We start from the raw sequence: 26,494 nt of genomic DNA, 5'->3' as shown, positions 1-26,494 counted from the left end.
GACTATCCAGCGCTGAGTGAAGTTTATATGATGACTTCTGCACACAGTCCTTCGCCTACCCGGCGGAGGGCTGTTTTTTTGGTAACTCGCCAGGCCTTGTCAGCAAGGCGCGGATACCACACCTGACAGGAGGTCACATGGCCACACTTCCCTCGATCATCATCAATCGTCTGGATGCCGAACGCCTCGAGCGCCTGATTGATCGCGTCTCGGCTGCCGACCGCCAGGTGGCGGAACAGCTCGAGGACGAACTGGAGCGCGGCGATATCGTCGAGCCTCACGAGGTGCCCGCCGATATCGTCAGCATGAACAGCCGCGTGGAGTTCACGGATCTGACCCGCCAGCAGACCCTGATACGCACGCTGGTCTATCCGCACGCCCTGTCAGACCAGCAGGATGGCCTGTCAGTACTGGCGCCTCTGGGAGCCGCTCTGCTGGGGCTGCGGGTCGGTAGCCTCATCGAGTGGCAGCTGCCGGATGGCAGCCTGCACGAGGTACGTATCGAGGCGCTCCACTACCAGCCGGAAAGCGCGGGCGATCTGCACCGCTGACAGCGCCTAGCGCATCAGCAGGCGGCGGATCAGACCATGGATGGCGCGTGCTGCCGGCCCGTCGGCATAGGGCGGATACATCAGCTTCGCGCCATTCATGCGCCCCTTGGCAAAGACGCCCTTGGCCTTGCTCAGCGTCTGGAACCCTTCCCGCCCGTGGTAATGCCCCATGCCGGATGGCCCGATGCCGCCGAACGGCATGTCATCCTGCGCCACATGCAGCAGGGTGTCGTTCAGACACATTCCGCCTGCATGCGTGCCCTCGGTGACCCGCTGCTGTTCGTGCTTGTCGTGGCCGAAGTAGTAAAGCGCCAGCGGGCGTGGGCGCGCATTCACGTAGGCCATCGCAGCGGACAGCTCATCCACCGCCGCGTCCGGCAGCGCGACAATCGGCAGCAGCGGCCCGAAGATCTCCTCCTGCATCACCCGCATCTCATCCGTCACCTCAAGCAGTGCCAGCGGCGGCATCAGACGCTTCTCGACCAGCGCCGGGTCATCCCAGTCAGGGCTGTCGAGCAATGGCCTGAGCGTCGCACCCTTGGCCAGTGCATCCTCGAGCACTTCCCTCACGCGCTGGTATTGACGCTGATTGATGATGCGCGAGTAATCCTGCGTCTCGGCGAAGCGCGGATAGAAGCGCTGGAAGCACTCCCCCAACGCCTGAACCAGCGACTCGATCTGATCTTCCGCACACAGCACGTAATCCGGAGCGACACAGGTCTGGCCGGCATTCATGCCCTTGCCGAAGGCAAGACGTGAGGCCGCCTCGCGGCGCTGCGCGTCGTCCGCCATCAATTGGCGCGACATGATCACCGGCGACTTGCCGCCCAGCTCCAGCGTGACGGGGGTCAGATTCTCCGCCGCGGCGCGCATCACATGCCGGCCCACCGCCGTGCTGCCGGTGAACAGCAGGTGGTCGAAGGGCAGTGCCGAGAAGGCCGCCGCGACCTCGGCCTGGCCGGTCACCACCGCGACCTGCACTTCCTCGAAGGCATCCGCGAGCATGCCGCGCAGCGCCTCGGCGGTTTCCGGCGTGAATTCGCTCATCTTGATCATCACCCGATTGCCGGCGCTCAGCGCGCTGATCAAGGGGCCGATCGCCAGATACAGCGGATAGTTCCACGGCACGATGATGCCGACCACACCAAGTGGCTGGTAGACGACACTTGCACTGGCTGGCTGGAAGGCGGCGCTGACGTGGCGCTTCGAGGGCTTCATCCAGCCCTTCAGGTGACGGCGTGCATGGCGAATGCCCTCGTAGCTCGGTACCAGTTCCGCCAGGCGTGTCTCGTGAGCACTGCGATGACCGAAATCTCGGCTGATGGCCGCGACCAAGGCCTCCTCGTGCGCCTTGAGGGCATCACGCAGCGCTGCCAGCCAGCCACGCCGCTCCTCGGCACTCGGCATCGGCGCGTGGGCGAAGGCTGCTCGCTGAGCGTCCAGCAACTCACGCATGCGAGCCATCTCGGCCTCTCCCTCGTGGTCTGATGAGGCAGTCGCAGCGTCGGAGGTGGCAGGCAGGTCGTCAACAGCACGGGGGTCTACAGGGGAAGCAGGCGTCATGAGCGTATCCGGTGGGAGCTGTCGAGAATGACAGACGTCGTCGTGGCTCACTCCGTTTTAGAACACTCGTTTGATGGCGTCAAAGAAAGTCTGCACGACAGTCCACGCAAGCCAGAATGCAAGAAGCCCCCGCACCGTGAGGTGCGAGGGCTTCTCGGATGTCATCTTGCCGATCGGCCGATGACGGAATTCGTTGGCGCGCCCAGCAGGATTTGAACCTGCGACCCCTGCCTTCGGAGGGCAGTACTCTATCCAGCTGAGCTATGGGCGCGCATGCCATGGTTGCGGAGAACCAAGGCGCGCTTATGGTAACGTCTTGATTCTACGTTGTCGAGATATCACGCCCGTCACACGGTTGCCGCCCCCTCGGCCAGCGCTATACTGGCTCGATACACAGCCTTCAAAAGGTGCACCTCATGCAAGCTCGCCAGCCATCCGCGTCATTCCTCACGCGCTCATCCCTGCCGGTTTCCCTGAGCGCGATGCTGTTCAGCGTGCTTGTCAGTTCACAGGCGCTCGCCGCGGACAATTCGCATGACGCCATCGCCGAGCGCCTCAAGCCGGTGGGTGAGCTATGCCTGAAAGGTGAGAGTTGCGCAGGTGACATGGCCGGAGCGGGCCAACAGCCGTCTGCGGCGGCGGAGACCGACTCCGCCAGCGCTGCCAGCGCGATCGACGGCGAGAAGGTCTACGGCGGTATCTGCATGGCCTGCCATACCACGGGCGCGGCCGGCGCACCGCGTCTGGGCGAGGCCAGCGACTGGGAAGCGCGTCTCGCCAAGGGCGACGAGACGCTCTACACCCATGCCATCGAAGGCTTCAATGCCATGCCGGCCAAGGGCGGCAACCCGGCGCTGTCCGATGAGGAAGTGAAGGCCGCCGTGGACTATCTGCTCGACTCCGTGCGCTGACCCTCGAGCGCGACTAACCGAGCAGGGAACGCAGGCCCGCGATGGCATCCCGTCCGCGGGCCACCTTCTTCTCCTGATCCTGCGGCTTGTCGGCACGCCCTTCCCACTCGAGATCCTCGGGGGGCAGCTCGTCCAGGAAGCGACTCGGCACACAGTCCATCATCTCGCCGTAGGTCTTGCGCTGCCGGGCCAGTGTCAGCACCAGCGTGCGCCGTGCCCGCGTGATGCCGACATAGGCGAGGCGACGCTCCTCCTCCACCGTCTCCATCTCGATGGAGTTGCGGTGCGGCAACAGGTCTTCCTCCAGCCCCATCACGTAGACGTGCGGGAATTCCAGGCCCTTGGAGGCATGCAGCGTCAGCAGCTGCACACGGTCCGAATCGTCCTCCTCGGCCTGCTGCTCGAGAATGTCGCGCAGCACCAGACGTGAGATGGCCGCCGCGACATCACCGGTCTCGGTGTCACCGACCATCGCCTCGCTGCCTTCAAGCTCTTCCACCTGGTCCTGGGGATTGCCGCTGATCGACTTCTCCAGCTGGTCGATCAGGATCCAGACGTTGGCCATGCGCCGTTCGGCGATCTTGGGGGCACTGGCGTTCTGATACAGCCAGCCCTCGTAATCCACTTCATGAAACAGCTCGCGGATCGCGCTGATCGACTGACCGGCATCCATCTCGCGGCGCACGCGGTCCAGCGTGTGGGTGAAGCGGCCGAGGCGGTCCAGCGCCCGCTCGCTGAGCTGCTCGCGCAGGCCCATCTCGCTGCAGGCGGCGTAGAGTGACACGCCACGCCCGGTGGCGTAGTTGGCCAGCTTCTCCAGCGTGCCCGGCCCGACTTCGCGTCGCGGCACGTTGACGATGCGCAGGAAGGCGTTGTCATCGGCCGGATTGATCAACAGCCGCAGATACGCCATCGCGTCCTTGATCTCGTTGCGCCCGAAGAAGGAGGTACCGCCGGAGAGCTTGTAGGGAATCTGGTAATGCTGCAGCTTCAGCTCCAGCAGGCGCGCCTGGAAGTTGCCACGATAGAGCACCGCGAAATCACGCCACTCGGCGCCTTCCTTGATGCGCCGCGTCAGGATCTCCCCCGCCACGCGCTCGGCCTCGGCCTCTTCGTTGCGATTCATGATGATGCGGATCGGGTCGCCATCGCCCATCTGCGACCACAGCGTCTTGTCGTAGACGTGCGGGTTGTTGGCGATCAGGGTGTTCGCTGCGCGCAGGATGATGCCGGTGGAGCGATAGTTCTGCTCCAGCTTGATCAGATTCAGGCGCGGGAAATCCTCGCCGAGGGTGACGAGGTTCTCGGGGCGCGCACCGCGCCAGGCGTAGATGGACTGATCATCGTCCCCCACCACGGTGAAGGTCTGACGCTCCTGCATCAGCATCTTCACCAGCAGATACTGACTGATGTTGGTGTCCTGATACTCATCGACCAGCATGTAGTGGATGCGCCGCTGCCAGCGCGCCAGCACCTCGGGATGGTCACGGAACAGCACCACCGGCAGCAGGATCAGGTCATCGAAGTCCACCGCGTTGTAGGCCTTGAGATGCCGGTTGTAGGCCTCGTAGATCACCGCGGCGTACTGGGCATCTTCATCCTCGGCATGCGACAGCGCCGCCCCGGGCAGGATGAGGTCATTCTTCCAGGTGGAAATCTGGCTCTGCACCGCATTGATCTGCTCGGCGTCGGTGTCGGCTTCCTTGTGCATCAGTTCCTTGATCAACACCTTGGCGTCATCGGTGTCGAACAGCGAGAAGCCCGGCTTGTAGCCCAGTGTCTTCAGCTCGCCGCGGATGATGGTCAGGCCGAGGGTGTGGAAGGTTGAGACGATCAGCCCGTGGCCCTCGCGGCCCTTGAGCATCTTGCCGACTCGCTCCTTCATCTCGCGCGCCGCCTTGTTGGTGAAGGTCACGGCGGCGATGTTGCGTGCCTTCATGCCGCATTCCTGCACCAGATAGGCGATCTTGGTCGTGATCACGCTGGTCTTGCCGGAACCGGCCCCTGCCAGTACCAGACAGGGGCCATCGATGGCGCGCACGGCTTCCTGCTGGCGGGGATTGAGCTTGGCGAGGCGATCACGGATCTCGGTCATCACGGTGTCCTGCTGGGCGAGGAAATCAATCGAAGAAACATCTCTGGTGGTGCCGGGCACGACCGGGCAGCGCACTCAATCAAGCTGCACGGCCCCGGCAAAGTCGAGCTGACGCCAGCTTTCGTAGACGACGACGGCGACGGCATTCGACAGATTCATGCTGCGGCTGTCGGCCAGCATCGGCAGGCGCAATACCTGCTCGCGGGGGAGACTGTCGAGCATCGCCTGTGGCAGGCCGCGCGTCTCCGGGCCGAACACCAGCGCATCACCGGCCTGGAAGCTGGCCTCATGCGGCGCGGTGCGGCCCCGCGTCGAGAGCGCGAAGATACGCGCAGGCTTCACGCTCGCGACGAAGTCATCGAGGCTGGCATGGCACTGCACACGTGCCCACTCATGATAATCGAGTCCGGCACGCCGCAGGCGCTTGTCCTCCAGCTCGAACCCGAGCGGCTCGATCAGATGCAGGCGAAAGCCGGTATTGGCGCACAGGCGGATGATGTTGCCGGTATTGGGCGGAATCTCGGGCTGATAGAGCACGATATCGAGCATGAGCGAACTCGCGGCAGATGACGAAACAGGGCGTTGGCAGGCCAGCATTCCCCTCATGGCAGCACCGCCCGCCAGGACAACGCAAAGCGGGCCCCGAAGGGCCCGCCATCTTACCGCAATGCGCATCCGTCGCGCAGGGCGGGAATCAGAACTGCAGACGCATGCCGACCAGCGGGCCGGAATCCAGCGTGCGCTCGTCACGGTTGTCGAAGTCCGCCTTCACCTTGCGGTAGCCGACATAACCTTCGACGTTGTCGATGACCTGGTAGCGGGCGCGCAGACCGTATTCGTAGCTGTGCTCCAGCTCGTCGCTGGTCACGACGTTCGGGGTGACGTAGCCATAGCCACCCAGCGAGACGCGCGGCGCGCCCGGCAGGTAGTAGTAGCCATAGCCGCCCAGGCCCAGACCGCCGCCGTCACCGTGGTCGGTGTCGTACTGGCTCCAGCGTGCGCCGAGGCCCACGTCGTATTCGCTGGTGCGCTCGGTGCCCAGCAGCTGGACGTGACCGGCGGTGACATCATCGTGGTCATCGCTGGACAGGATACCGCCGCCGAGCTGGACGCCGTTGCTGATCTCGCCGTTCAGCTCGCCCTGGACGGCTTCACTGTTGAGGTTGAGATCGGCGTTGCCGGCGAGTGCCGGGGCGGACAGGCTAGCGGCAAGGATAGCTGCCGAAAGGCCGAGAATGTTACGGTAAGCTGTCATGTGCATGTCTCTCTACGTGACTGGGAAATGTGGTGTGCGCGGGTCATGAGCGCTCTCAGGCGCTCTGGAGACCGTACTGCGCACGATAGTCGCGGATAGCTGCCGCGTACCCAGACAGTTCCTGCTGTGCGTATTGCTCAAGATACTCCAGCACCTGGTCGAGCGTCACGATACTGACCACGGGCATGGAGAAACGTGCTTCCACTTCCTGGATGGCACTGTTCGCTTTCAGGCCACCCTGTCCATCCGGAGCACGCTCCTGACGGTCCAGAGCGATCACGACCCCCGCCGCCTTGGCACGCTCGGCGTGGATGATCTCCATCACTTCGCCGATGGCGGTACCGGCGGTGATGACGTCATCGATGATCATCACGCGGCCTTCCAGGGGCGCGCCGACCAGCGAGCCGCCTTCACCATGCGTCTTGGCTTCCTTGCGATTGAAGGTAAACGGCATGTCGCGCTGATGGTGGTCGGCCAGCGCGACGGCCGTCACGGCACCCAGCGGGATGCCCTTGTAGGCAGGGCCGAACAGCACGTCGGCCTCCAGGCCCGAGTCGACGATGGCGCGGGCGTAGAAACGGCCCAGGCGCGCCAACGCCTGACCGGAGCGGAACAGGCCAGCATTGAAGAAGTAGGGGCTCACCCGCCCGGACTTGAGCGTAAACTCGCCAAACCGCAGCACGTCCTGCTCGATGGCAAACTCAATGAACTCCCGCTGGTAGTCCTGCATCCGATATCACCTTTGAATTCGTTAGCCATTTACCAAATCGTCTAAAGCTCGGGTATCATACAGGCGCGACGAACCAGGGACCACGTATGAAAATCGCTACAGTTAACGTCAATGGTATTCGAGAAGCGGTCAGCCGCGGCTTCCTCGACTGGCTTGCCAGTCAGGACGCTGACGTCGTCTGCATCCAGAACCTCAAGGCCAAGAGCTTCGAGCTCGACGACAGCATCCTCTACCCGGAAGGGTATGAAGGCTACTTCCTTGACGCCGAGAAAGACGGCTTCTCGGGCGTAGGCCTCTACTGCCGCCAGATTCCCAAGGCCATCATGTATGGACTGGGCTTCGAGCAGTGCGACAACGAAGGCCGCTACCTGCAGGCCGATTACGACCGCTTCAGCATCTGCTCCTTCCTGATGCCTGACGGCAGTGATCCGGACGCCAAGGGCGCCTTCATGGAGCAGTATCAGGAATACCTCAGCAAGCTGCGCCGCAAGCGTCGTGATTACATGATCTGCGGCACCTGGCATGTGGCCCACAAGACCGTCGATCTCGCCAACTGGTCCGACAACCAGATGACGCCCGGCTTCAAGCCGGAAGAGCGCGCCTGGATGGATCAGGTCTTCGGCCCGATCGGCTTCATCGATGCCTTCCGTGAGGTCAATCGCGAGGCTCACCAGTACTCCTGGTGGCCGGCGCTGGACAGTGACCAGCCGCGCGCCCGTCAGGAAGGCTGGCGCCTGGACTATCAGGTCATCGACCCGAACCTGCGTCGTCACATCAAGGACGCATGGATCGATACCGACGCGACCTTCAGCGAATTCGCACCGGTGATCGTCGAGTACGACCTCGAACTGTGATCCGTCGCGTCTCGCCTTGAGCGCTCGGCCTCGGGCCACCCTGCCAGTCGCATGATGTGCCATCCGGCACTGACGAAAACGCCCCCACCGCGCAAGCGATGGGGGCGTTTTCCGTCGGGTCCCGAAAAAGGACTCAGGCCTCGGCGGGCATGCCCAGCGCCGCACGCTGCGCGGCGAACAGCTCCGCTCCGGTCCGCTCGGCGAGATCCAGCAGCGCGTTGAGCTCGGCGCGATCAAAGGCTGCGCCTTCGGCCGTGCCCTGCACCTCGATCAGCCCCTTGCCTTCCGCCATCACCACGTTCATGTCGGTATCGGCCTTGCTGTCTTCCGGATAGTCGAGATCCGTGACCGGCACGCCCTTGTAGATACCGACGGACACGGCGCTGACCAGACTCACCAGCGGGTCGGTCTTGATCTTGCGCTCACGCTGCAGGCCCTGCAGCGCATCGACCAGCGCCACACAGCCACCGGTGATCGCCGCGGTACGCGTGCCGCCATCGGCCTGCAGCACATCGCAGTCGATGGTGATGGTGTATTCGCCCAGCTTCTTGAGGTCCACCGCAGCGCGCAGCGCACGGCCGATCAGACGCTGGATCTCCACCGTACGGCCACCCTGCTTGCCACGCGCCGCCTCACGATCACTGCGGGTGTGGGTCGCCCGCGGCAGCATGCCATATTCGGCGGTCAGCCAGCCCTTGCCGGAACCGCGCAGCCAGCGCGGCACGCCCGCCACGACAGAGGCGGTGCACAGTACGCGGGTATCCCCGAACTCCACCAGCACCGAGCCCTCGGCGTGACGAGTGAACTCACGGGTCAGGCGGATCTCGCGCGGCTGCTCCGGGGTGCGGCCACTGGGACGGGTCACGTTGGCTTCGCTCATGGGGATTCCTTGTTACAGTCTTCGGGAGGCCAGAGTCTACACGCCGCAGCCACGGGCGACGACCTTCGCACCGCGCGGGCCAGACCTGCTCCTGATAACTGGGCGCTCAAGAGCGGCACGCGTACACTTCAGGCTATCAGCGCGGTCGCTCATGCACCGCCTCTCTTCTGACAGCCAACCGACAAGGAGCACGTCATGGTCCACAGCATGACCGCCTTCAGCCGCCAGACCCATGAAGCCGACTACGGCACCCTGACGCTGGAGCTGCGCTCGGTGAACCAGCGCTATCTCGAACCGCACTTCCGCCTGCCCGACAGCCTGCGCGAACTCGAAAGCGCCTTCCGCGAAGGCCTGCGCAAGCGCCTCAGCCGCGGCAAGGTCGAACTCTCGCTGCGCTTTGACGCCGAAGCCGGTGCCGACAGCCTCGCCGTCGATGCCAGACGCCTGGGCGAACTCAGCCGCGTGCTCGCCGAAGTCGGCCAGCACTGCCCGGACGCCCCGCAGCCCTCACGCCTCGCCCTGCTCGACTACCCCGGCGTACTGGTACGCGAAGGAGCCGATCAGGAGCGCATCAAGGCCGATGCCTTGAGTCTGTTCAAGCGCGCGCTGGACGAGCACATCGAAGGCCGCGCCCGCGAAGGCGAACGCCTCGCCGAACTCATCACCGCTCGCCTCGACAGCGTCGACAGCCACGTCGCCGAAGTCCGCCGCCTGATGCCGGACATCCTCGCCCGACAGCGTGAAACCCTGCTCGCTCGCCTCGAGGAAGTTCGCGCCACCCTCGACCCGCAACGCCTGGAAGCCGAACTGACCCTGATGGCCCAGAAGGCCGATGTCGATGAAGAACTCGACCGCCTCGACACCCACGTCAGCGAAGTCCGTCGTCAGCTCACCCAGAAGGGCCCCATCGGCCGCCGCCTCGACTTCCTGATGCAGGAACTCAACCGCGAAGCCAACACCCTCTCCTCCAAATCCGTCGTCGCCGACACCACCCGCTGCGCCGTCGAGCTCAAGGTACTGATCGAACAGATGCGTGAGCAGATTCAGAATATCGAGTGAAGTCTTGTGACAGGAGTTAGTCGGATGAGCAGACCCGAACCATGGAGTGGTGAAGAAGTTATTGCGACTGTCGAGACGTATAAGAAGATGCTAATTGCAGAGTTATGTGGCCAGCATTATGTGAAGACAGAACACAATCGCGAGCTTGCCAAGAAATTACATCGTCGCTCGAGAGCCTCTATCGAGTTTAAGCATCAAAACATCAGCGCCGTGCTACGAGATGCTGACTGCCCCTATATCAATGGCTACAAGCCGATGAGTAACTATCAGGGCATGCTGGTCGATGTCGTTGAGCGCCATCTGCTTCGTACTGAGCTATTCGATCAAGCAGCGCGCAATGCGGCGGATCGCCCGGTGATTGATGCGCCAGCCCCAAAGGATACCTCGATCATTGTGACGCCGCCGGACTCTAAAACACCTCCGATAAGCGTGCAGGAAGCTAAACAACGTTACGTAACACCCACACCGGTTAAGCGCGATTACCTGGCGCGAGAAGCCCGCAACCATGCACTGGGGAGTGCCGGCGAGCGTTTTGTGGTGGCCTTTGAGAAGATGCGCCTCAGAAAAGAAGGCCAGACATCGCTGGCCGAGAAGGTCGAGCATGTGGCGAAAACACAGGGCGATGGCTTGGGCTATGACGTCCTGTCCTTTGAGGCTGATGGCCGAGAGCGCTGGATCGAGGTGAAGACGACGGCATTCGCCAAAGAGTGCGCTTTTTTCATCACGCCAAATGAACTCAAGTGCTCACAAGCCAATCCAGAGCACTACCATCTTTTCCGCATCTTTAGCTTCTTAACCCAACCCAACATGTACTGCTTGAGGGGGGATCTTTACCCGCAATTGACGCTCAATCCGCAAAGCTATCGCGCACACCTACTGTGAATGGCTGGCTCCCGTGTCCTAGCAATTGAAACTCTGCCCGACAGGCGCCATCTTGTCTGCATCCCTCAGCTGAGGGCATTTCCGCTCAAGGAGTCAGGCATGTCTATCGAACAAGTGCTGTACCGTGCAGAAGCCACTACCACTGGGGGTCGTGAGGGCAAGTCGCGTTCTTCCGATGGTGCGCTGGATGTCACCCTGAGCACACCGAAGGAGCTGGGCGGTGGTGGCGGTGAAGGCACCAACCCGGAGCAGCTGTTCGCGGCGGGTTACTCTGCGTGCTTCATCGGTGCCATGAAGCACGTGGCCAGCACTGACGGCGTGACGCTGCCGGAAGGCCTGGAGATCACCGGCAAGGTGGGTATCGGCCAGATTCCGGCCGGTTTCGGTATCGAGGTGGCGCTGGATATCAGTCTGCCGGGCATGGACAAGGCCGAGGCGGATGCGCTGGTCGAGAAGGCGCACCAGGTGTGCCCTTACTCCAACGCGACGCGTGGCAACATCGATGTGACGCTGAACGTCAGCGTCTGATGACTGGCGACTGATCGCCAGACACGAAAACGCCGCCCCTCGGGGCGGCGTTTTTGATGGTGCGACACACTCATTGCTCTCGAGCGTGCGAGCCGATCAGACGCCCTGCTCACGCGCCATGCGGCGGGCAATCAGCGGAGCGTTCCACAGGCTGGGCAGCAGAATCAGTGACACTGGCACGGCGGTGACGACGATGAAGGATTGCAGCGCATTGATGCCGCCATCGCCCATCGAGATCAGCAGCGCCGCGACCACGCCCATCATCAGGCTCCAGAACACGCGCACGCCACGCGGCGGATTGTCGTGGCCGCTCATCACCATCGAGACGGCGTAGGTCATCGAGTCACCGGTGGTGGCGACGAACAGCGTGGTCAGCACCAGGAACAGCACCGAGATGGTGAAGCCGAACGGCAGTTGCTGGGTGATGGCGATCAGCGCTGCCGGCAGGTTGAAGCCGGTGAACGGGCCGGAGACGCTGCCCGGGTTGCTCAGCTCGAAGGCGAGACCGCTGCCACCGATGATGGTGAACCACAGGCAGGTTACCAGCGGCGAGATGACCGCGATCAACAGCACCATCTGACGCAGGGTACGGCCACGCGAGATGCGCGCGACGAACATCGCCATCAGCGGACCATAGCCGATGAACCAGCCCCAGAAGAACAGCGTCCAGCCATTCAGCCAGCCATCGTCAGCACGGAAGGTGGACATGGAGACGAAGTCGCCGACGTAGCGCACCAGCCCTTGCGGGAAGGCATCCAGCAGGAAGCCGGTCGGGCCCATGATCAGGATGAACAGCAACAGCGCGCCGCCGAGCAGGACGTTGGTGCTGCTCAGGAACTGGATGCCACGGGTCACGCCGCTCACCGCTGACAGGGTGTAGATGACGGTCAGCACGAGCAGCAGGGTGAGCTGGGTCGTGTAGGTATCGGGGATGCCGAACAGCGCATTGAGGCCATAGCTGACCTGCAGGCCGAGGAAGCCGATGGGGCCGACGGTACCGGCGACCACCGCCAGCACGCAGCAGGCATCCACCAGTGCGCCGACGGGGCCACGCATGACGCGGTCGCCGAACAGCGGGTAGAGCAGCGTGCGCGGCTTGAGCGGCAGCCCCTTCTCGTAGTGCAGGTACATGAAGATGATGCCGGTCAGGCTGCCGAGCATCGCCCAGGCCAGGAAGCCCCAGTGCATGAAGCTCTGCGCCAGCGCGTTGTAGGCGGCATCGGCGTTGCCCGTCGGGGCATCGGCGCCGAACACCGGCGGCGGCGAGGTGAAGTGAGCGATCGGCTCGGCCGCTGCCCAGAAGACACCACCGCCCGCCAGCAGCGTGCACAGGATGATGGCCATCCAGCGCAGCGTCGAGATATCCGGCGCGGCGAGTCCGCCCATGCGCACCCGTCCGGTGCGGCCGATGGTCAGCACGATGGCGATGACGAAGGTCGCCAGCATCAGCGCTTGCCAGTAGGCACCGAAGTAGTGGGTCGAGACACCGAAGGCACTCTGGATGAGCGCGGAGACACCGTCGAGATCGACCAGTGCGGCGATGGCGAACAGCGCCAGCACGCCACCACTGATGATGAAGACAGGCCAGTCGATACCTTGCGGGGAGTGTGCGGAATCAGCGGGGGGAGTTACCGGTGTGGCGGAGCCGGACGAAACAGTCCGGGAAGAATCCGTCATTAGTCAGCCTCTGGGCATGATCTGAGTGACGGTGCAGTGTATCAGTCGAGACAGGAGGAAATAGGCGATAAGCGGTTGTTTTTACACCTATGTAACGCGACGTATCATCAAGCCTACAGCCGTTTTACATTCTTGGCGCGCCGTAACAAGACGCATCCTTCGAGTCGTGCCCCTTCGCGCCGCTTGTGCCCTCACTCCCTCTCCTCATGAAGACGCCGCCCTGGAGGGCGGCGTCTTCTTTCTCGTCATCGGATGACATGGCCCTGCCCATCCTGCCGGACGAATCATGCCGGGCGAATCATGTCAGCCAAAGTCATGTCGGATGAGTCATGAAAATGAATCAGAGTCCTTGCTCGCGGGCCATCCTGCGCGCGATGCCGGGCGCATTCCACAGGCTCGGCAACAGGATCAGCGAGACCGGCACGGCGGTGACGACGATGAAGGATTGCAGCGCATTGATGCCGCCATCGCCCATCGAGATCAGCAAGGCTGCCACCACGCCCATGATCAGACTCCAGAACACGCGCACGCTGCGTGGCGGGTCGTCGTGCCCACTCATCACCATCGAGATGGCATACGTCATCGAGTCGCCAGTGGTGGCCACGAACAATGCCGACAGAATCAGGAACATCACGGACATGATGAAACCGAACGGTAGCTGCTGGGTGATGGCGATCAAGGCCGCCGACAGGTTGAAGCCGGTGAACGGGCCGGACACGCTGCCGGGATCGGCCAGCTCGAAGGCCAGACCGCTGCCACCGAGAATGGTGAACCACACGCAGGTCGCCAGCGGCGACAGGAGAGTGATCAACCACACCATCTGGCGCAGCGTGCGGCCCCGCGAGATACGCGCGACCAGCATCGCCATCAGGGGTCCGAAACCGATGAACCAGCCCCAGAAGAACAGCGTCCAGCTGTTCAGCCACCCAGTGTCCGCGCGAAAGACCGCCATCGGCGCGATGTGTTTCAGGTAGTCCACCATGCCCAGCGGGAAGGCCTTGAGCAGGAATTCCGTCGGTCCCATGATCAGGATGAACAGCAACATCGCGCCGCCGATCAGCACATTGGCGCTGCTCAGGAATTGAATGCCGCGCATGACACCACTCACCGCTGACAGGGTGTAGACGGCGGTCAACATGGCCAACAGCACCAGTTGCGTCGTGTAGGTGTCGGGAATGCCGAACAGCGCGTTGAGCCCGAAGCTGAGCTGGATGCCGAGAAAGCCCACTGGCCCCACGGTGCCCGCGATGACCGCCAGCACGCAGCAGGCGTCCACCAGCGCTCCCGCAGGTCCTCGCATCACCCGGTCGCCGAACAGCGGATAGAGCAGCGTGCGCGGCTTGAGCGGCAGACCCTTCTCATAGTGGAGGTGCATGAAGACCACGCCGGTCAGGCTGCCCAGAACCGCCCAGCCGAGAAATCCCCAGTGCATGAAGCTCTGCGCCAGCGCGTTGTAGGCAGCATCGAGATTGCCCACGGCGGCGTTCGGGCCGAACACCGGTGGCGGCGAGGTGAAGTGGGCGATCGGCTCCGCCGCGGCCCAGAAGACGCCGCCCCCCGCCAGCAACGTGCACAGGATGGTCGCCATCCAGCGCGGCGTGGAAATGTCCGGCGTGTCCAGGCCACCCAGCACCACCCGTCCCGTGCGACCGAACGTCATGCCGATGGCGACAAGGAAGGTGACGATCATCAGCGCCTGCCAATAGGCACCGAAGTAGGCGGTCGAGAGATCGAAGGCATGCTGGATGAGCGACGAGACGCCCTCGAGATTGACCAGTGCGGCGATCACGAACACCGCCATCACGCCACCGCTGAGGAGGAAGACGGGCCAGTCGAGGCCCCGGGAGGAAGCGCGGGAAACAGGGGTAGGGGCTGCTGAAGTTGCGGCGCCGGACGAAAGGGTCCGGGTGGTATCCGTCATTTATCTGCCTCTGGGCATGGTCTGATTAGCCGGGCAGTCTATCAGCCACACCCTTGGCATCGCTGTGACAAGTCCATGATTTTACTGCTGTGTTACGCGAAGTATCACCAAGCCCACAGCGGCATTACATTCTGCCCAACACAAGGACACCGGATTGCCACTCGCCGTGCCTGCCAACTCCTGAGAGGATGAAGCTGACACGTGAGGCATTGCCTGCCCCGCCCCCTCCTTCATCCGCGATAGTGCTCCCTCGATACCATGACATCGCCTCGCCGCCGTGATTTCACCCCCTCGATGAAACTGCGCAACCAGCGCCTGCTTCAGGACGTGACCTGCTCCCGGAGCGCGCCGCTCGATGTGGCCTTCGTGCTGCTGGAGCACTTCTCCCTCCCCGCCTTCACCTCCGGGCTGGATGCGCTGGTGACTGCCAATCTGCTCCGTGACGATCCCTTCTATCGCCTGCACACCTGTGGCCTGAACGATGGCAGCGTACGCAGCGATCTTGGCATCGACATCATGCCCGGCCTGACGCTTGCCGAGCTGGACCCCGCCCAGTGCGATCTGCTGATCGTGTGCGGAGGCTATCGCGTGATGCTGGAAGAGATTCCGAGGCTCAACGAGCTGCTGCGCCGTGCCGCCCAGCAGGGCTGTCGCCTGGGCAGTCTGTGGAACGGCAGCTACTTCCTGGCCTCGGCCGGGGTGATGGAGGGCCATCGTTGCACCATTCACCCCGAGAACGCGGCGCTGTTCAGCGAGACCTTCCCCGCGCTCGAGCTGTCCCGAGCCCCGCTGGTCGTCGAGGAAGCGCGTCTCAGCAGTGCCAGCGCCGCCAGTGCGCTGGACATGATGCTGGAAGGCATGCGTCAGCGTCACGGGGAGGATCTGGCGCGCAGCGTCGAGGAGATTCTGGCCTGCGAGCGCCCGGCCACGCCCAGTCCGTGGCATGTCGAGCAGACGCTGCCCGCACCGGACAGTCACCTTCCCGAGGCACTGCGCTCCATCCTGGAGTTGATGAGCAGCAACCTCGAGGAGCCGCTGAGCATGACCGACATCTCGCACTGCGTCTCCCTGTCGCGGCGCCAGATAGAGCGGCTTTTCACGCGACATCTGGATACCACGCCATCTCGCCATTATCTGGAGATGCGCCTGACACGCGCCCGCCAGCTGCTGACCCAGGGCAATGCCAGCATCACCGATGTCACCGTGGCCTGCGGCTTCGTCAGCACCACACATTTCAGTCACTGCTTTCGGGATTACTTCGGCATGTCACCGACGCGCGCTCGCCAGAGATGCTGACAGTCCCTTGCCACTGATGAGCCCCAGAAACGCAGAACGCCGCCCCGAAGGGCGGCGTTCTGCGTTGCGACGTCTTGTGCTCACGGGGCTTTCACGGCCTCGCTTCATGCACACATCAGGCGGAAGCCGTCTGCAATTCGCGGCGCTCATGGCGCTGCCCGAGCAGGAAGACGATCAAGCCGGCGATGGCCATGGCCACCCCGACCAGGCCGATGGAGGAGTGGGACGGGCCATACGCGAAGGCCAGGCCACCACACCAGGCGCCCAGCGCATTGGCGATGTTGAAGGCCGCGTGATTGAGGGTCGCCGCCATGGTCTGGGCGTCTTCCGCCACATCCATCAGGCGCATCTGCAGCGCCGGTGCCAGGCCGATGCCCGTGCCGACCAGTCCGACGAACAGGATACCGCTCCAGACACCGTCGGCGGCGAAGTAGAAGCCACCCTGTACCAGCGCGCTCCAGATCAGCACGGCAGGAATGGTGCGCATCAGGTCGATGTCCGCAGCACGGCTACCGAGCAGGTTGCCGATGATGGTGCCCACCCCGAAGACGGCCAGCACCATCGGCACCAGATTCTGGGACAGTCCGGCCTGGACGTTGAGCGTCTCCACCGCATAGCTGTAGACACTGAACATGCCGCCGAAACCGATGCAGGCGATGCCAAGGGTATAGAGCACCCGCGGCTTGATCAGCGCGGCCAGCTCGGTCAGCGGCGTCGCGTTCTGATTGCCTGCCTGATAGGGCACGAAGCCACGCACCAGCACGGCCGTCGCCAGCGCCAGCAGGCCGACGAGGAGGAACGCGGAATGCCAACCGAACAGACTGCCGAACCAGGTCGCCGCTGGCGCCCCGATGAGAATCGCCACCGTCAGCCCCATCATCACGCGCCCGACGGCACGGCCACGCTCGCCGGCGGGAGCAGCATCCGCCGCCACCAGTGCGGCCACCCCCAGATAGACGCCATGCGGCAGCCCCGCGATGAAGCGCAGCGCGGCGAAGCTGGTCAGTGAGGGGGCCATCAGGCTGGCCACGTTGCTGAGCGCGAACAGCAGCATCAGGCCAATCAACAAGCCACGCCGCGGCAGGCGTGCGCCAAGCGCCGAGATCAGCGGAGCACCGACTACCACCCCCATCGCATAGGCGCTGATGGCATAGCCGACCTGCTGGGATGACACCTGAAAGTCCGCGGCGATGTTGGGCATCAGCCCCATGATCACGAATTCGGTAGTGCCGATGGCAAAGGCACCGAGTGCCAGCGCCAGTTCGGCGATGCGCGGATGGCGCGCAACGGGGGAGGCAGACATGTCCGGGTCTCCTGAAACTTGAAAGGGGATATCACCCGTGTCCGTGCTCATCCGCAGCACCGCTGACAGGTGCAGGCCACGGATGGCATTGCCTGCGCATGGCTGGCGCTACGCAAGGCAAAAGACCGCGCGCCATTCATCATCTGCCAGGAAGGCGGGAATGAATGGCGCGCGGGACAGGTAACAGGTGATGCGCTCGTGCGTGGCGTCTCTCTTGGACGCCTGCTGCACGTCATGGCGCTGCTCTATCGTCTGGCAAACGGTATTGCGGCAACCCTCCTCAAGTTGCCTTGGGCGAGGCGTCAGCAAACCGTGCGATCCCTCATGGGGCCGAGCCGACTCGCGGGCTGGCCGATGCTTGAGCGATCAATGAAATATACGACCATTGTTGCAGATAACGCCACGCCGGCCCAACCGATTCATCACGACAACTGTGGTGCCGGAAGTGCAACATCGGTACATGACACCGTCATGTCTGCCTGCAGCCCAAGCAGGGGTGAGTGTGCGATAATGCGCCGATTCAGCGACAGCAAGCGGATCCCTTCCATGTCTTCGACATCATCAGCACCCTCCACTGCCGCCAGCAACGCCCGTGGCACTCTCTACATCATTTCCGCGCCCTCCGGCGCCGGCAAGACCACACTGGTCAAGGCATTGCTGGAGCGCATGAACGGCATCGGCGTATCCGTCTCGCACACCACCCGCGGCCAGCGCCCGGGCGAGCAGGATGCCGTCAACTACCACTTCGTGGATGTCGATCACTTCAAGACGATGATCGAGCAGGGCGACTTCTTCGAGCACGCCCAGGTCTTCGACAACTTCTATGGCACCTCGCGTCCGGCGGTCGAAGCTCGCCTGAGCAAGGGCGAGGACGTCATCCTCGAGATCGACTGGCAAGGCGCCCAGCAGGTACGCGCCCAGGTGCCGGAAGCCGTCTCCATCTTCATCCTGCCGCCGTCGCGTGAAGCGCTGCTCGAGCGCCTGTCCGGTCGCGGTACCGATGGGGAAGACGTCATCGCCCGGCGCATGCGTGACGCCGTCAGCGAGATGTCCCACTACGACGAGTACGACCTGATCGTCATCAACGATGATTTTACTCAGGCATTGGACGAGCTGTGCAGTCTGATCACCGCCGAGCGCGCACGCCGCCCGCGCGTCCAGGCGCGCCATGCCGCATTGCTGGACTCCCTGCTCGCCGGATGACGCCCGTGCACGAAGTCCAGGCATGACAAGGACTTGTTGCGGCCTACGGTGCTGATCATGCGCACTCTGGTCGCTTACGCCGCCGAGAGCGCGCCATGTCGCGCCACCGGATAGCGCCCTACTTGTCACGCCACAAGGGCGTCGAGTAGACTCGATTCCCTTTCAGAATCATTGGCCGCTGCGCTGTCTCGCCCCTGGCGGGCTGGCGCAGCGGCATTGTGCTTGCGTCGTGTGCGAGATACTGTCAGATGATCAGGGTATGCGGCCCCTAGCGGTCGCGGCACTCTGCGCTGATTACACGCCGACAGCGAACCCCCGAATATCCCGCTATTGAAGGTGCACTGCCATGGCCCGCGTAACCGTAGAAGATTGCCTCGAGAACGTCGACAACCGCTTCCAGCTGGTGATGATCTCCACTCGTCGTGCCCGTCAGCTGTCACGTGGCAGCCGCAACGCCCAACTGCCGTGGGAAAACGACAAGCCGACCGTGCTGGCCCTGCGCGAAGTGGCGGCGGGTCTGGTCAACCGCGACATCCTGAATGAGCCGGTCGAAGCTCCAATCCAGCGCAAGCCGGTGCTGCCGCAGATCGAGGACTGAGCCCCGGCTCTCCCTCTCCTGTACGTGTGCTGATCCGCACCTCCAACGTCGCGCCATCATGGCCATCACGCGGGGTGCGGGCCCGGAACCACCTTGAGCCAAGGCCGCTGAATGTTCACGATCGATGACCTGGCAGACCGCCTGGGCGGTTATCTTCCCGAGGAAGAGATCCGTCAGGTTAGGCGCGCCTTCTATTACGCCGAGCAGGCCCACGATGGCCAGCGCAGGCGTTCCGGTGAACCCTATGTAACCCACCCGCTGGCGGTGGCGAACATTCTCGCCAACATGCACATGGACCATCAGAGCCTGATGGCGGCCATGCTGCACGATGTCATCGAAGACACCAGCGTGACCTTCGAGGCACTGGCCGGCCAGTTCGGCGAGCCGGTGGCCTTGCTGGTCGATGGCGTCTCGAAGCTGACCCAGATCACCTTCGAGGACAAGGCCGTCGCTCAGGCCGAGAACTTCCAGAAGATGGTGCTGGCGATGTCCCAGGACATCCGCGTCATCATCGTCAAACTGGCCGACCGTCTCCACAACATGCGTACCCTTGGTGCCCTGCGCCCCGAGAAGAAGCGGCGCATCGCCCGTGAGACGCTCGAGATCTACGCCCGCGTCGCCAACCGCCTCGGTATCAACACCATCCGTGTCGAACTGGAAGATCTGTCCTTCCAGGCGCTGCACCCGATGCGCTCCGAACGCATCAAGCGTGCCGTCACCGCCGCGCGTGGCAATCGTCGTACCCTGATGCGCGAGATCCAGGCCAGCCTGCAGAACGCGCTGGAGCGCGATCAGCTGCCCGGCTCGGTGATCGGCCGTCAGAAGCATCTGCTGTCCATCTACCGCAAGATGCGTGACCAGCAGAAGCCCTTCAATGAACTGATGGACGTGTTCGGCTTCCGCATCATCACTGATGACGTGGACAGCTGCTATCGCATCCTCGGCGTGGTGCACAATCTCTACAAGCCGGTACCGGGACGCTTCAAGGATTACATCGCGATCCCCAAGGCCAATGGCTACCAGAGTCTGCACACCACGCTGTTCGGCATGAACGGCATGCCCATCGAGGTGCAGATCCGCACCCGCGAGATGGAAGCGATGGCCAACAACGGCATCGCGGCCCACTGGCTGTACAAGGCCGGGCAGACCGACCGTCCCATCGGCGCCGGCAGCCACGCACGTGCCCGCGAATGGGTACGTGGCCTGCTCGAGATGCAACGCCATGCCGGCAACTCGCTGGAATTCATCGAGCACGTCAAGAACGACCTGTTCCCCGATGATACCTACGTGTTCACCCCCAAGGGCGACATCATGGAGCTGCCGCGCGGTGCGACGGCGGTCGATTTCGCCTATGCGGTGCACACCGATGTCGGCAACAGCTGCATCGCCTGTCGCATCGATCGTCATCTGGCACCGCTATCCTCGCCACTGGAGAGCGGTCAGACCGTCGAGGTCATCACCGCACCAGGCGCCAAGCCCAACCTGGCGTGGCTCAACTTCGTCACCACCGCCAAGGCGCGTTCCGCCATTCGCCACTACCTCAAGCATCAGCAGCGCAGCGAGTCCGTGGCATTGGGCCAGCGCCTGCTGATCAAGGCACTCGCCGGCCTGGACATCACCCTCGAACAGCTGCCGCCCCAGCGCCTGGATACCCTGGCGGCGGAGCTTGAGCTGGAAGGCGGGCGTGATGATCTGCTCGAGTCCATCGGTCTCGGTACCCGCGCCGCCTACAGCGTGGCGCAGAGCCTGCTGAACGACAGGATGAGTCCCGCGGCACAGCAGCCCAAGTTCTCGGCCAAGGATGGCAACGTCCAGCCGGAGGACAGTGGCATCGGGCCGATGCAGGTCAGTGGCGGCGACAGCATGGTCACCAGCTATGCACGCTGCTGCCACCCGCTGCCTGGAGAGCCCATCATGGGCCACCTGTCAGCCGGCAAGGGCCTGGTGGTCCATCGTCAGGAATGCAGCAATCTGACCGAGCTGGCCAGCGATCCGGAGCGTGTCTTCCCGCTGACCTGGGCCGAGCAGATCGAAGGCGACTTCACCGTCGCCCTGCGCATCGAAGCCCAGACCCAGCGCGGGCTGATCGCCGAGCTGGCCGAACTCGTCACCGACGCGGAAGCCAATATCGAACGCATCGGCATCGAGGAGCGCGACGCTCACCTGGCCATCGTCAATCTGACCCTGGCGGTACGTGATCGCATTCACCTGGCACGCATCATCAAGCGCATGCGCAACCTGTTGCACGTGGAGCGCATTACCCGCGTCATCAGTTGATCGGATTCAAGGCCGCGTCGTTCGCCACCGGCGGGCGGCGCGGTTTTCGTTTTTGGGACTTCCGCAAGGTCGTCCATGGACACGACGGGCCTCTGCCCGACACCTCGCCGAGACAGGCGAGCAGCGCACTCACAAACACAATCGCAATTCACTGTCACAAGGCAACTGGCACAAGACCAGTAGGAAAGACAGTCACAAGGAGCACAACATGAGCAATCGCGCGATCATCAACACCGACAAGGCACCCGCTGCCATCGGGCCGTACTCCCAGGCCATCAAGGCGGGCAACACCGTCTATCTCTCCGGCCAGATTCCGCTGGACCCGCAGACGATGGAAGTCGTCGAAGGCGGTATCGAGGCGCAGGCGCGTCAGGTGTTCACCAACCTGAGCGCCGTGTGTGAAGAGGCCGCCGGCAGCCTGGGCGACATCGTCAAGCTCAACCTCTACCTGACGGACCTCGATGACTTCGCTCGCGTCAACGCGGTGATGGAAGAGTTCTTCAGCGCGCCCTTCCCGGCGCGTGCCGCCGTCGGCGTCAAGGCACTGCCCAAGGGCGTGGCCTTCGAAGCCGAGGGCGTGATGGTCATCGGCGACTGATCATGGTGGATCTTGCCGCCTGATCTGCCGAAACGTCTGACCTGCTGAAACGTGGTCTGCTGAAACGACAGTGCCCGCCCCGGAAACCCGGGGCGGGCACTGTCAGTTATCGGGCCAGGCAGCCCTGGCTCCCGGCGCCTCGACTTGTCCACAGCCGGTCAGGATGCGCCACGCGCGACCTCCTGTGGACAAGTCAATTGCCGTGCGGCGCTCAGCGTCCGGAAAGCTCGCTCTCCGGTACCGTCACGCCATGCTCCTTGAGCACCTCGGCATAGCCCTCGCGGAAGGTCGGGTAACGGAAGCGATAGCCACTCTCGAGCAGCAGCGCATTGCCGCAGCGCTTGCTGGAGCGACGCCGCAGCGGCGACTGGATCACCTCGGTGGATTCGACCTTGAGCTGACGTGCCAACCACGCCATCACCTCGTGCAGCGGTGCACCATCACAGTCGGTGGCCAGGTAGATCGGCTCGACCGGCTTGCCCTCGAGACTCAGTGCGATCAGGTGCGCCAGCACCCCCGCGCAGTCGTCACGATGGATGCGGTTGGAGTAGAGTGGCGGATTGCTGGCGGCGATGCGCCCATCGCGCGCCTGACGGATCAGCATGTCGCGACCCGGCCCGTAGATACCGGAGAAGCGCACCACGGTGCCATTGAGCGAGGAGTCGAGCAGGACCTGCTCGCCTTCCCGCATCAGCTGCCCCGAGAAGCTGGTGGCGTCGGTGGGGGACTGCTCGTCGACCTCTTCGCCTTCCTTCTGGGCGTAGACGGAGGTTGAGGACACGAAGAATACGCGTGTCGGCGGGTTGGCACGCGATTCCAGCTCCGCGACCAGCGCACGAATGCCATCGACGTAGGCGGCCCGATAGGCGTCTTCGTCGAAGTGGTCAGCGCTCAGCACGTGTACCACGGTGTCGGCATCTGGCAAGCTGGCCAGAGCACCTTCCGCGGTGATGTCCAGTGCCAGCGTCTCGATACCGAGATCCGCCAGCCTGGACACATCGCGTCTGACACCGATGACGTGCTGATCGGCCTTGAGCAGCTCGCGCGCCAGCGCGCTGCCAACGTCGCCACAACCGAGGATGAGACTCGTCTTCTTCACCTTTGCCGTGCTCCTTGGTAAAACGAATCGGTACCCACCGCATCCCAGGATGCCAGTTCCGGGCAGGAATCATGACTCTAACAGAACTCCGCTACATCGTAACCTTGGCCCAGGAGCGTCATTTCGGACGCGCCGCAGAGCGCTGCTTCGTCTCGCAGCCGACCCTGTCGGTGGCCGTCAAGAAGCTGGAAGAGGAGCTGGGAGTCGCACTGTTCGAGCGTTCCAAGTCCACCGTACAGGTCACACCGCTCGGCGAGAAGATCGTTCAGCAGGCCCAGCGCGTGCTGGAACAGTCCAGCGTGATCAAGGAGCTGGCCAATGCCGGCAAGGATCAGCTCTCCAGCCCGTTGCGCATCGGCGCCATCTATACCATTGGACCTTACCTGTTTCCGCATCTGGTGCCGGAACTGACGCGGCGTGCGCCGAAGATGCCGCTCTACATCGAGGAGGGCATGACCGGCGATCTGCGCCGCAAGCTCAGAAACGGTGAGCTGGACATCATCATCGTGGCGCTGCCCTTCACCGAGACCGACGTGCTGACCAAGACGCTCTACGAAGAACCCTTCGAGGTGCTGTTGCCATCGGGTCACGCGCTGCTCGAACAGGACAGCATCGCCAAGGAGCAATTGATCAATGAGCGTCTGCTGATGCTGGGCGAGGGCCACTGCTTCCGGGATCAGATTCTCGAGGCGTGTCCGGCCATCGGCCATCAGATCAACAATCCCGAGAATACCCTGATCGCCGAGGGGGGCTCGCTGGAGACCATTCGTCACATGGTCGCCTCAGGCCTCGGTATCACCGTGCTGCCCTACTCGGCCACCGGTACCGGCCATTACGAGAGCGGCGTGCTCGAGACACGTCCCTTCAAGGACCCCGCCCCCAGCCGCAGCGTGGCCCTGGCATGGCGTGCCAGCTTCCCGCGCCCCAAGGCGATTGACGTGATCAGCCAGGCGATCGCCGAGTGCTCGACCCGCGCCCGCCAGAGCAACGAGAACGGCATGCAGGGTTCCGCTTCCCAGAGCCACGAACCGGCATGAGCAGGGCGGGCACGGACGCCTCATCTGCCGGGCCCGCCAGCGCCGGTGTCTTTGCCACCGGCGCGCTGGCGCAACCGCTGGACAGCCTGAGCGGGGTCGGCCCCGCGCTGAGCGAGAAACTCTCGCGGCTGGGACTGGAGCGCGTGGCGGACCTGCTCTTCCACCTGCCGCTGCGTTATCAGGACAGGACTCGCGTCACCCCCATCGGCACGCTCAAGAGCGGCATGGAGGCGGTGGTGGAAGGCGAGGTGACGGCCTGCGACATCGTCAAGGGTCGCCGGCGCAGCCTGCTGGTGCGCCTGCGCGATGGCAGCGGCATCCTCAGTCTGCGCTTCTTCCACTTCTCTCCCGCCCAGCAACAGCAGTTCCAGCGTGGCCACAGCGTGCGCTGCTTCGGCGAGGCGCGTGCCGGGGCCACCGGTCTCGAGATCTATCATCCGGAATACCGTCTGCTCGGTCAGGGCGCGGCCCCGGTGGAAGACCACCTCACCCCCATCTATCCGGCCACCGAAGGACTCAATCAGGCGCGCCTGCGCGGCTTGATCGGCCAGGCCCTCAAGCAGCTCGAGGAGACGCCCCATGAGCTGCCGGACCTGATCCCCGACACCCTGCGCGCACGCTTTCGCCTGCCCGGGGTGATCGAATGCCTGCGTTTCCTGCATGAGCCACCGCCGGATGCGCCCGTCGATCAGATGAGCGACGGCGTGCATCCCAGTCAGCGGCGTCTCGCCCAGGAAGAACTGCTCGCCCATCAGCTGAGCCTGCGGCAGGTGCGAGCGCGCATCCAGCAGGATGGCGCCCCCTCGTTGAGCGCCAGCGGTGGCCTGAGCACCCGCTTTCTTGCCCAGTTGCCCTTCTCGCTGACCGGCGCCCAGCGCCGTGTGCTGGATGAGGTACGCCGTGACCTGGCGCGCGAAGTGCCGATGCTGCGCCTGGTGCAGGGCGACGTGGGCTCGGGCAAGACGGTGGTGGCGGCAATGGCGGCCCTGATCGCCATCGGTGGTGGCTGTCAGGCCGCCTTGATGGCCCCCACCGAGATCCTCGCCGAGCAGCACTATCGCAACTTCCGCGAATGGCTGGAGCCACTGGGCATCGAGGTCGCGTGGCTGGCCGGCAAGCTCAAGGGCAAGGCGCGGCTGGATGCCAAGGCGGCCATCGCCGATGGCCGGGCACGCATGGTGGTCGGGACTCACGCGCTGTTCCAGGCCGACGTGACCTTTCAGCGCCTGGGGCTGGCGATCGTCGATGAGCAGCATCGCTTCGGCGTGCATCAGCGTCTCGCCTTGCGCGAGAAGGGCGAGGCCGGCGGCCTGACCCCCCATCAGCTGATCATGACCGCCACGCCGATCCCGCGCACTCTGGCGATGAGCGCCTACGCGGATCTCGATCTCTCGGTGATCGACGAGCTTCCCCCGGGGCGTACCCCGGTACAGACCGTGGCAGTGGCCGACCCGCGGCGCCCCGAGGTGGTCGAGCGCATTCGCGCCGCCTGCGCCGAGGGTCGTCAGGCCTATTGGGTATGCACGCTGATCGAGGAATCCGAGGTGATGACCTGTCAGGCCGCCGAGGTGACGCGTGACGAGCTGACCGAGGCGTTGCCGGAGCTGTCCATCGGTCTGGTGCACGGCCGCATGAAGGCGGCCGAGAAGGCCGAGGTGATGGCGGCGTTCAAGGAAGGCGAACATGACCTGCTGGTGGCCACCACGGTGATCGAGGTCGGGGTCGATGTGCCGAATGCCAGCCTGATGGTGATCGACAACCCCGAGCGTCTCGGCCTGTCGCAGCTGCACCAGCTACGCGGGCGTGTCGGGCGTGGCAGCACCGAGAGCTTCTGCGTGCTGCTCTATCATCCTCCGCTCTCTCAGCACTCCAGGCAACGCCTGGCGGTGATGCGCGAGACCACCGACGGCTTCAAGATCGCCGAGAAGGACCTGGAGCTGCGCGGGCCCGGCGAAGTGCTGGGCACGCGCCAGACGGGGCTGGCGGGGATGAAGATCGCCGATCTCGAGCGTGACAGCGACCTGATCGCCCCGACCACCACCCTGGCCGACGCCATTCTCACTGAGGCCCCCCAGGCCGCGGAGCCCCTGATCCGCCGCTGGCTGGGGGAGGCGGCTGGCCAATACGGCGCCGTCTGAGCGCCCTGCCCACCTGTCCCCCAACGCACTCGTTCACCT

The 26,494-nt window shown here is 63.9% G+C and carries 23 protein-coding genes and 1 tRNA gene; 13 read left to right on the top strand and 11 right to left on the bottom strand.

Features of this window, described 5'->3' with window-relative positions; translation table 11 throughout:
- Positions 1 to 137: 137 nt before the first annotated feature.
- Positions 138 to 551: a nucleoside diphosphate kinase regulator gene (gene rnk / locus BFX80_RS00300; protein ID WP_077379911.1), complete on the top strand. Its 414-nt coding sequence runs from the start codon at positions 138 to 140 to the stop codon at positions 549 to 551.
- A 6-nt stretch (positions 552 to 557) separates the two neighbouring features.
- On the opposite strand, the gene BFX80_RS00295 is transcribed toward rnk, so the two are convergent.
- Both BFX80_RS00295 and BFX80_RS00290 read right to left on the bottom strand, forming a co-directional pair.
- Complete coding sequence (locus tag BFX80_RS00295) at positions 558 to 2,015, bottom strand: coniferyl aldehyde dehydrogenase (protein WP_127734291.1); 1,458 nt, start codon at positions 2,013 to 2,015, stop codon at positions 558 to 560.
- Between the two features lie 293 nt (positions 2,016 to 2,308).
- Positions 2,309 to 2,385 (bottom strand) — tRNA-Arg (locus tag BFX80_RS00290).
- Positions 2,386 to 2,530: 145 nt separating this feature from the next.
- On the opposite strand from BFX80_RS00290, the gene BFX80_RS00285 reads away from it, so the two are divergent.
- Entirely contained in the window at positions 2,531 to 3,025 is a 495-nt protein-coding gene (locus BFX80_RS00285) for a c-type cytochrome (protein WP_084207728.1), read from the top strand.
- Between the two features lie 13 nt (positions 3,026 to 3,038).
- Here BFX80_RS00285 and rep read toward each other — a convergent pair whose 3' ends face one another.
- The 4 genes from rep to pyrE form a co-directional block, all read right to left on the bottom strand.
- Entirely contained in the window at positions 3,039 to 5,120 is a 2,082-nt protein-coding gene (rep, locus tag BFX80_RS00280; RefSeq protein ID WP_084207727.1) for a DNA helicase Rep, read from the bottom strand.
- Positions 5,121 to 5,195: 75 nt separating this feature from the next.
- Positions 5,196 to 5,669, bottom strand: a complete 474-nt coding sequence (trmL, locus tag BFX80_RS00275) for a tRNA (uridine(34)/cytosine(34)/5-carboxymethylaminomethyluridine(34)-2'-O)-methyltransferase TrmL (protein ID WP_084207726.1) — start codon at positions 5,667 to 5,669, stop codon at positions 5,196 to 5,198.
- 145 nt (positions 5,670 to 5,814) lie between these two features.
- Positions 5,815 to 6,375: a YfaZ family outer membrane protein gene (locus BFX80_RS00270; protein WP_077379903.1), complete on the bottom strand. Its 561-nt coding sequence runs from the start codon at positions 6,373 to 6,375 to the stop codon at positions 5,815 to 5,817.
- A 55-nt stretch (positions 6,376 to 6,430) separates the two neighbouring features.
- Positions 6,431 to 7,105 carry an orotate phosphoribosyltransferase gene (pyrE, locus tag BFX80_RS00265; protein WP_077379901.1) on the bottom strand — a complete coding sequence of 225 codons (675 nt, stop codon included), beginning with the start codon at positions 7,103 to 7,105 and terminating at the stop codon, positions 6,431 to 6,433.
- An 86-nt stretch (positions 7,106 to 7,191) separates the two neighbouring features.
- On the opposite strand from pyrE, the gene BFX80_RS00260 reads away from it, so the two are divergent.
- Positions 7,192 to 7,959: an exodeoxyribonuclease III gene (locus BFX80_RS00260; protein WP_077379899.1), complete on the top strand. Its 768-nt coding sequence runs from the start codon at positions 7,192 to 7,194 to the stop codon at positions 7,957 to 7,959.
- Between the two features lie 133 nt (positions 7,960 to 8,092).
- Here BFX80_RS00260 and rph read toward each other — a convergent pair whose 3' ends face one another.
- A complete protein-coding gene (gene rph / locus BFX80_RS00255) occupies positions 8,093 to 8,839 on the bottom strand; it encodes a ribonuclease PH (RefSeq protein ID WP_084207725.1) in 747 nt (248 codons plus the stop codon).
- Between the two features lie 195 nt (positions 8,840 to 9,034).
- Here rph and BFX80_RS00250 point away from each other — a divergent pair, with 195 nt between their 5' ends.
- The 3 genes from BFX80_RS00250 to BFX80_RS00240 all read left to right on the top strand — a co-directional run bounded on the left by BFX80_RS00250 (position 9,035) and on the right by BFX80_RS00240 (position 11,308).
- On the top strand, positions 9,035 to 9,898 hold the full coding sequence (locus BFX80_RS00250) for a YicC/YloC family endoribonuclease (RefSeq protein WP_084207724.1): 864 nt from the start codon (positions 9,035 to 9,037) through the stop codon (positions 9,896 to 9,898).
- Between the two features lie 24 nt (positions 9,899 to 9,922).
- On the top strand, positions 9,923 to 10,780 hold the full coding sequence (locus BFX80_RS00245) for a DUF3883 domain-containing protein (protein WP_084207723.1): 858 nt from the start codon (positions 9,923 to 9,925) through the stop codon (positions 10,778 to 10,780).
- Between the two features lie 99 nt (positions 10,781 to 10,879).
- Positions 10,880 to 11,308 carry an organic hydroperoxide resistance protein gene (locus BFX80_RS00240; protein WP_054556341.1) on the top strand — a complete coding sequence of 143 codons (429 nt, stop codon included), beginning with the start codon at positions 10,880 to 10,882 and terminating at the stop codon, positions 11,306 to 11,308.
- Positions 11,309 to 11,404: 96 nt separating this feature from the next.
- On the opposite strand, the gene BFX80_RS00235 is transcribed toward BFX80_RS00240, so the two are convergent.
- Together BFX80_RS00235 and BFX80_RS00230 are read right to left on the bottom strand one after the other, a co-directional pair.
- Positions 11,405 to 12,985 carry a BCCT family transporter gene (locus BFX80_RS00235; RefSeq protein WP_084207722.1) on the bottom strand — a complete coding sequence of 527 codons (1,581 nt, stop codon included), beginning with the start codon at positions 12,983 to 12,985 and terminating at the stop codon, positions 11,405 to 11,407.
- A 340-nt stretch (positions 12,986 to 13,325) separates the two neighbouring features.
- Positions 13,326 to 14,906, bottom strand: coding sequence for a BCCT family transporter (locus tag BFX80_RS00230; protein WP_084207721.1), 1,581 nt, complete (start codon positions 14,904 to 14,906; stop codon positions 13,326 to 13,328).
- Between the two features lie 294 nt (positions 14,907 to 15,200).
- Between BFX80_RS00230 and BFX80_RS00225 the strand changes: the two genes are divergently transcribed.
- Positions 15,201 to 16,202 (top strand): GlxA family transcriptional regulator, encoded by a 1,002-nt coding sequence (locus BFX80_RS00225; RefSeq protein ID WP_240499631.1) that lies wholly within the window; start codon positions 15,201 to 15,203, stop codon positions 16,200 to 16,202.
- Between the two features lie 115 nt (positions 16,203 to 16,317).
- On the opposite strand, the gene BFX80_RS00220 is transcribed toward BFX80_RS00225, so the two are convergent.
- Positions 16,318 to 17,505, bottom strand: coding sequence for an MFS transporter (locus BFX80_RS00220; protein ID WP_084207719.1), 1,188 nt, complete (start codon positions 17,503 to 17,505; stop codon positions 16,318 to 16,320).
- A 546-nt stretch (positions 17,506 to 18,051) separates the two neighbouring features.
- On the opposite strand from BFX80_RS00220, the gene gmk reads away from it, so the two are divergent.
- The 4 genes from gmk (at position 18,052) to BFX80_RS00195 (ending at position 22,181) form a co-directional block, all read left to right on the top strand.
- The gene (gene gmk, locus BFX80_RS00210; RefSeq protein ID WP_084209566.1) at positions 18,052 to 18,708 is read left to right on the top strand and encodes a guanylate kinase; all 657 of its coding nucleotides are present in this window, start codon (positions 18,052 to 18,054) and stop codon (positions 18,706 to 18,708) included.
- A 346-nt stretch (positions 18,709 to 19,054) separates the two neighbouring features.
- The gene (gene rpoZ, locus BFX80_RS00205; RefSeq protein WP_077379876.1) at positions 19,055 to 19,306 is read left to right on the top strand and encodes a DNA-directed RNA polymerase subunit omega; all 252 of its coding nucleotides are present in this window, start codon (positions 19,055 to 19,057) and stop codon (positions 19,304 to 19,306) included.
- Positions 19,307 to 19,417: 111 nt separating this feature from the next.
- On the top strand, positions 19,418 to 21,583 hold the full coding sequence (locus BFX80_RS00200; protein WP_077379874.1) for a RelA/SpoT family protein: 2,166 nt from the start codon (positions 19,418 to 19,420) through the stop codon (positions 21,581 to 21,583).
- A gap of 208 nt (positions 21,584 to 21,791) precedes the next feature.
- Positions 21,792 to 22,181 carry a RidA family protein gene (locus BFX80_RS00195; RefSeq protein WP_077379872.1) on the top strand — a complete coding sequence of 130 codons (390 nt, stop codon included), beginning with the start codon at positions 21,792 to 21,794 and terminating at the stop codon, positions 22,179 to 22,181.
- Positions 22,182 to 22,392: 211 nt separating this feature from the next.
- On the opposite strand, the gene BFX80_RS00190 is transcribed toward BFX80_RS00195, so the two are convergent.
- A complete protein-coding gene (locus BFX80_RS00190) occupies positions 22,393 to 23,280 on the bottom strand; it encodes an NAD-dependent epimerase/dehydratase family protein (RefSeq protein ID WP_077379870.1) in 888 nt (295 codons plus the stop codon).
- A 71-nt stretch (positions 23,281 to 23,351) separates the two neighbouring features.
- On the opposite strand from BFX80_RS00190, the gene BFX80_RS00185 reads away from it, so the two are divergent.
- Both BFX80_RS00185 and recG read left to right on the top strand, forming a co-directional pair.
- Positions 23,352 to 24,317 (top strand): hydrogen peroxide-inducible genes activator, encoded by a 966-nt coding sequence (locus BFX80_RS00185; RefSeq protein ID WP_077379868.1) that lies wholly within the window; start codon positions 23,352 to 23,354, stop codon positions 24,315 to 24,317.
- Positions 24,314 to 26,455 carry an ATP-dependent DNA helicase RecG gene (recG, locus tag BFX80_RS00180; RefSeq protein WP_084207717.1) on the top strand — a complete coding sequence of 714 codons (2,142 nt, stop codon included), beginning with the start codon at positions 24,314 to 24,316 and terminating at the stop codon, positions 26,453 to 26,455. The genes BFX80_RS00185 and recG overlap by 4 nt, the downstream gene beginning before the upstream one ends.
- Positions 26,456 to 26,494: the final 39 nt, after the last annotated feature.

Origin of the sequence: Cobetia marina, from assembly GCF_001720485.1 — a bacterium.
GTDB classification, from domain to species: domain Bacteria; phylum Pseudomonadota; class Gammaproteobacteria; order Pseudomonadales; family Halomonadaceae; genus Cobetia; species Cobetia marina.
Note: the sequence above shows the minus strand (reverse complement) of the source record. Positions and strands in the feature narration are given on the sequence as shown.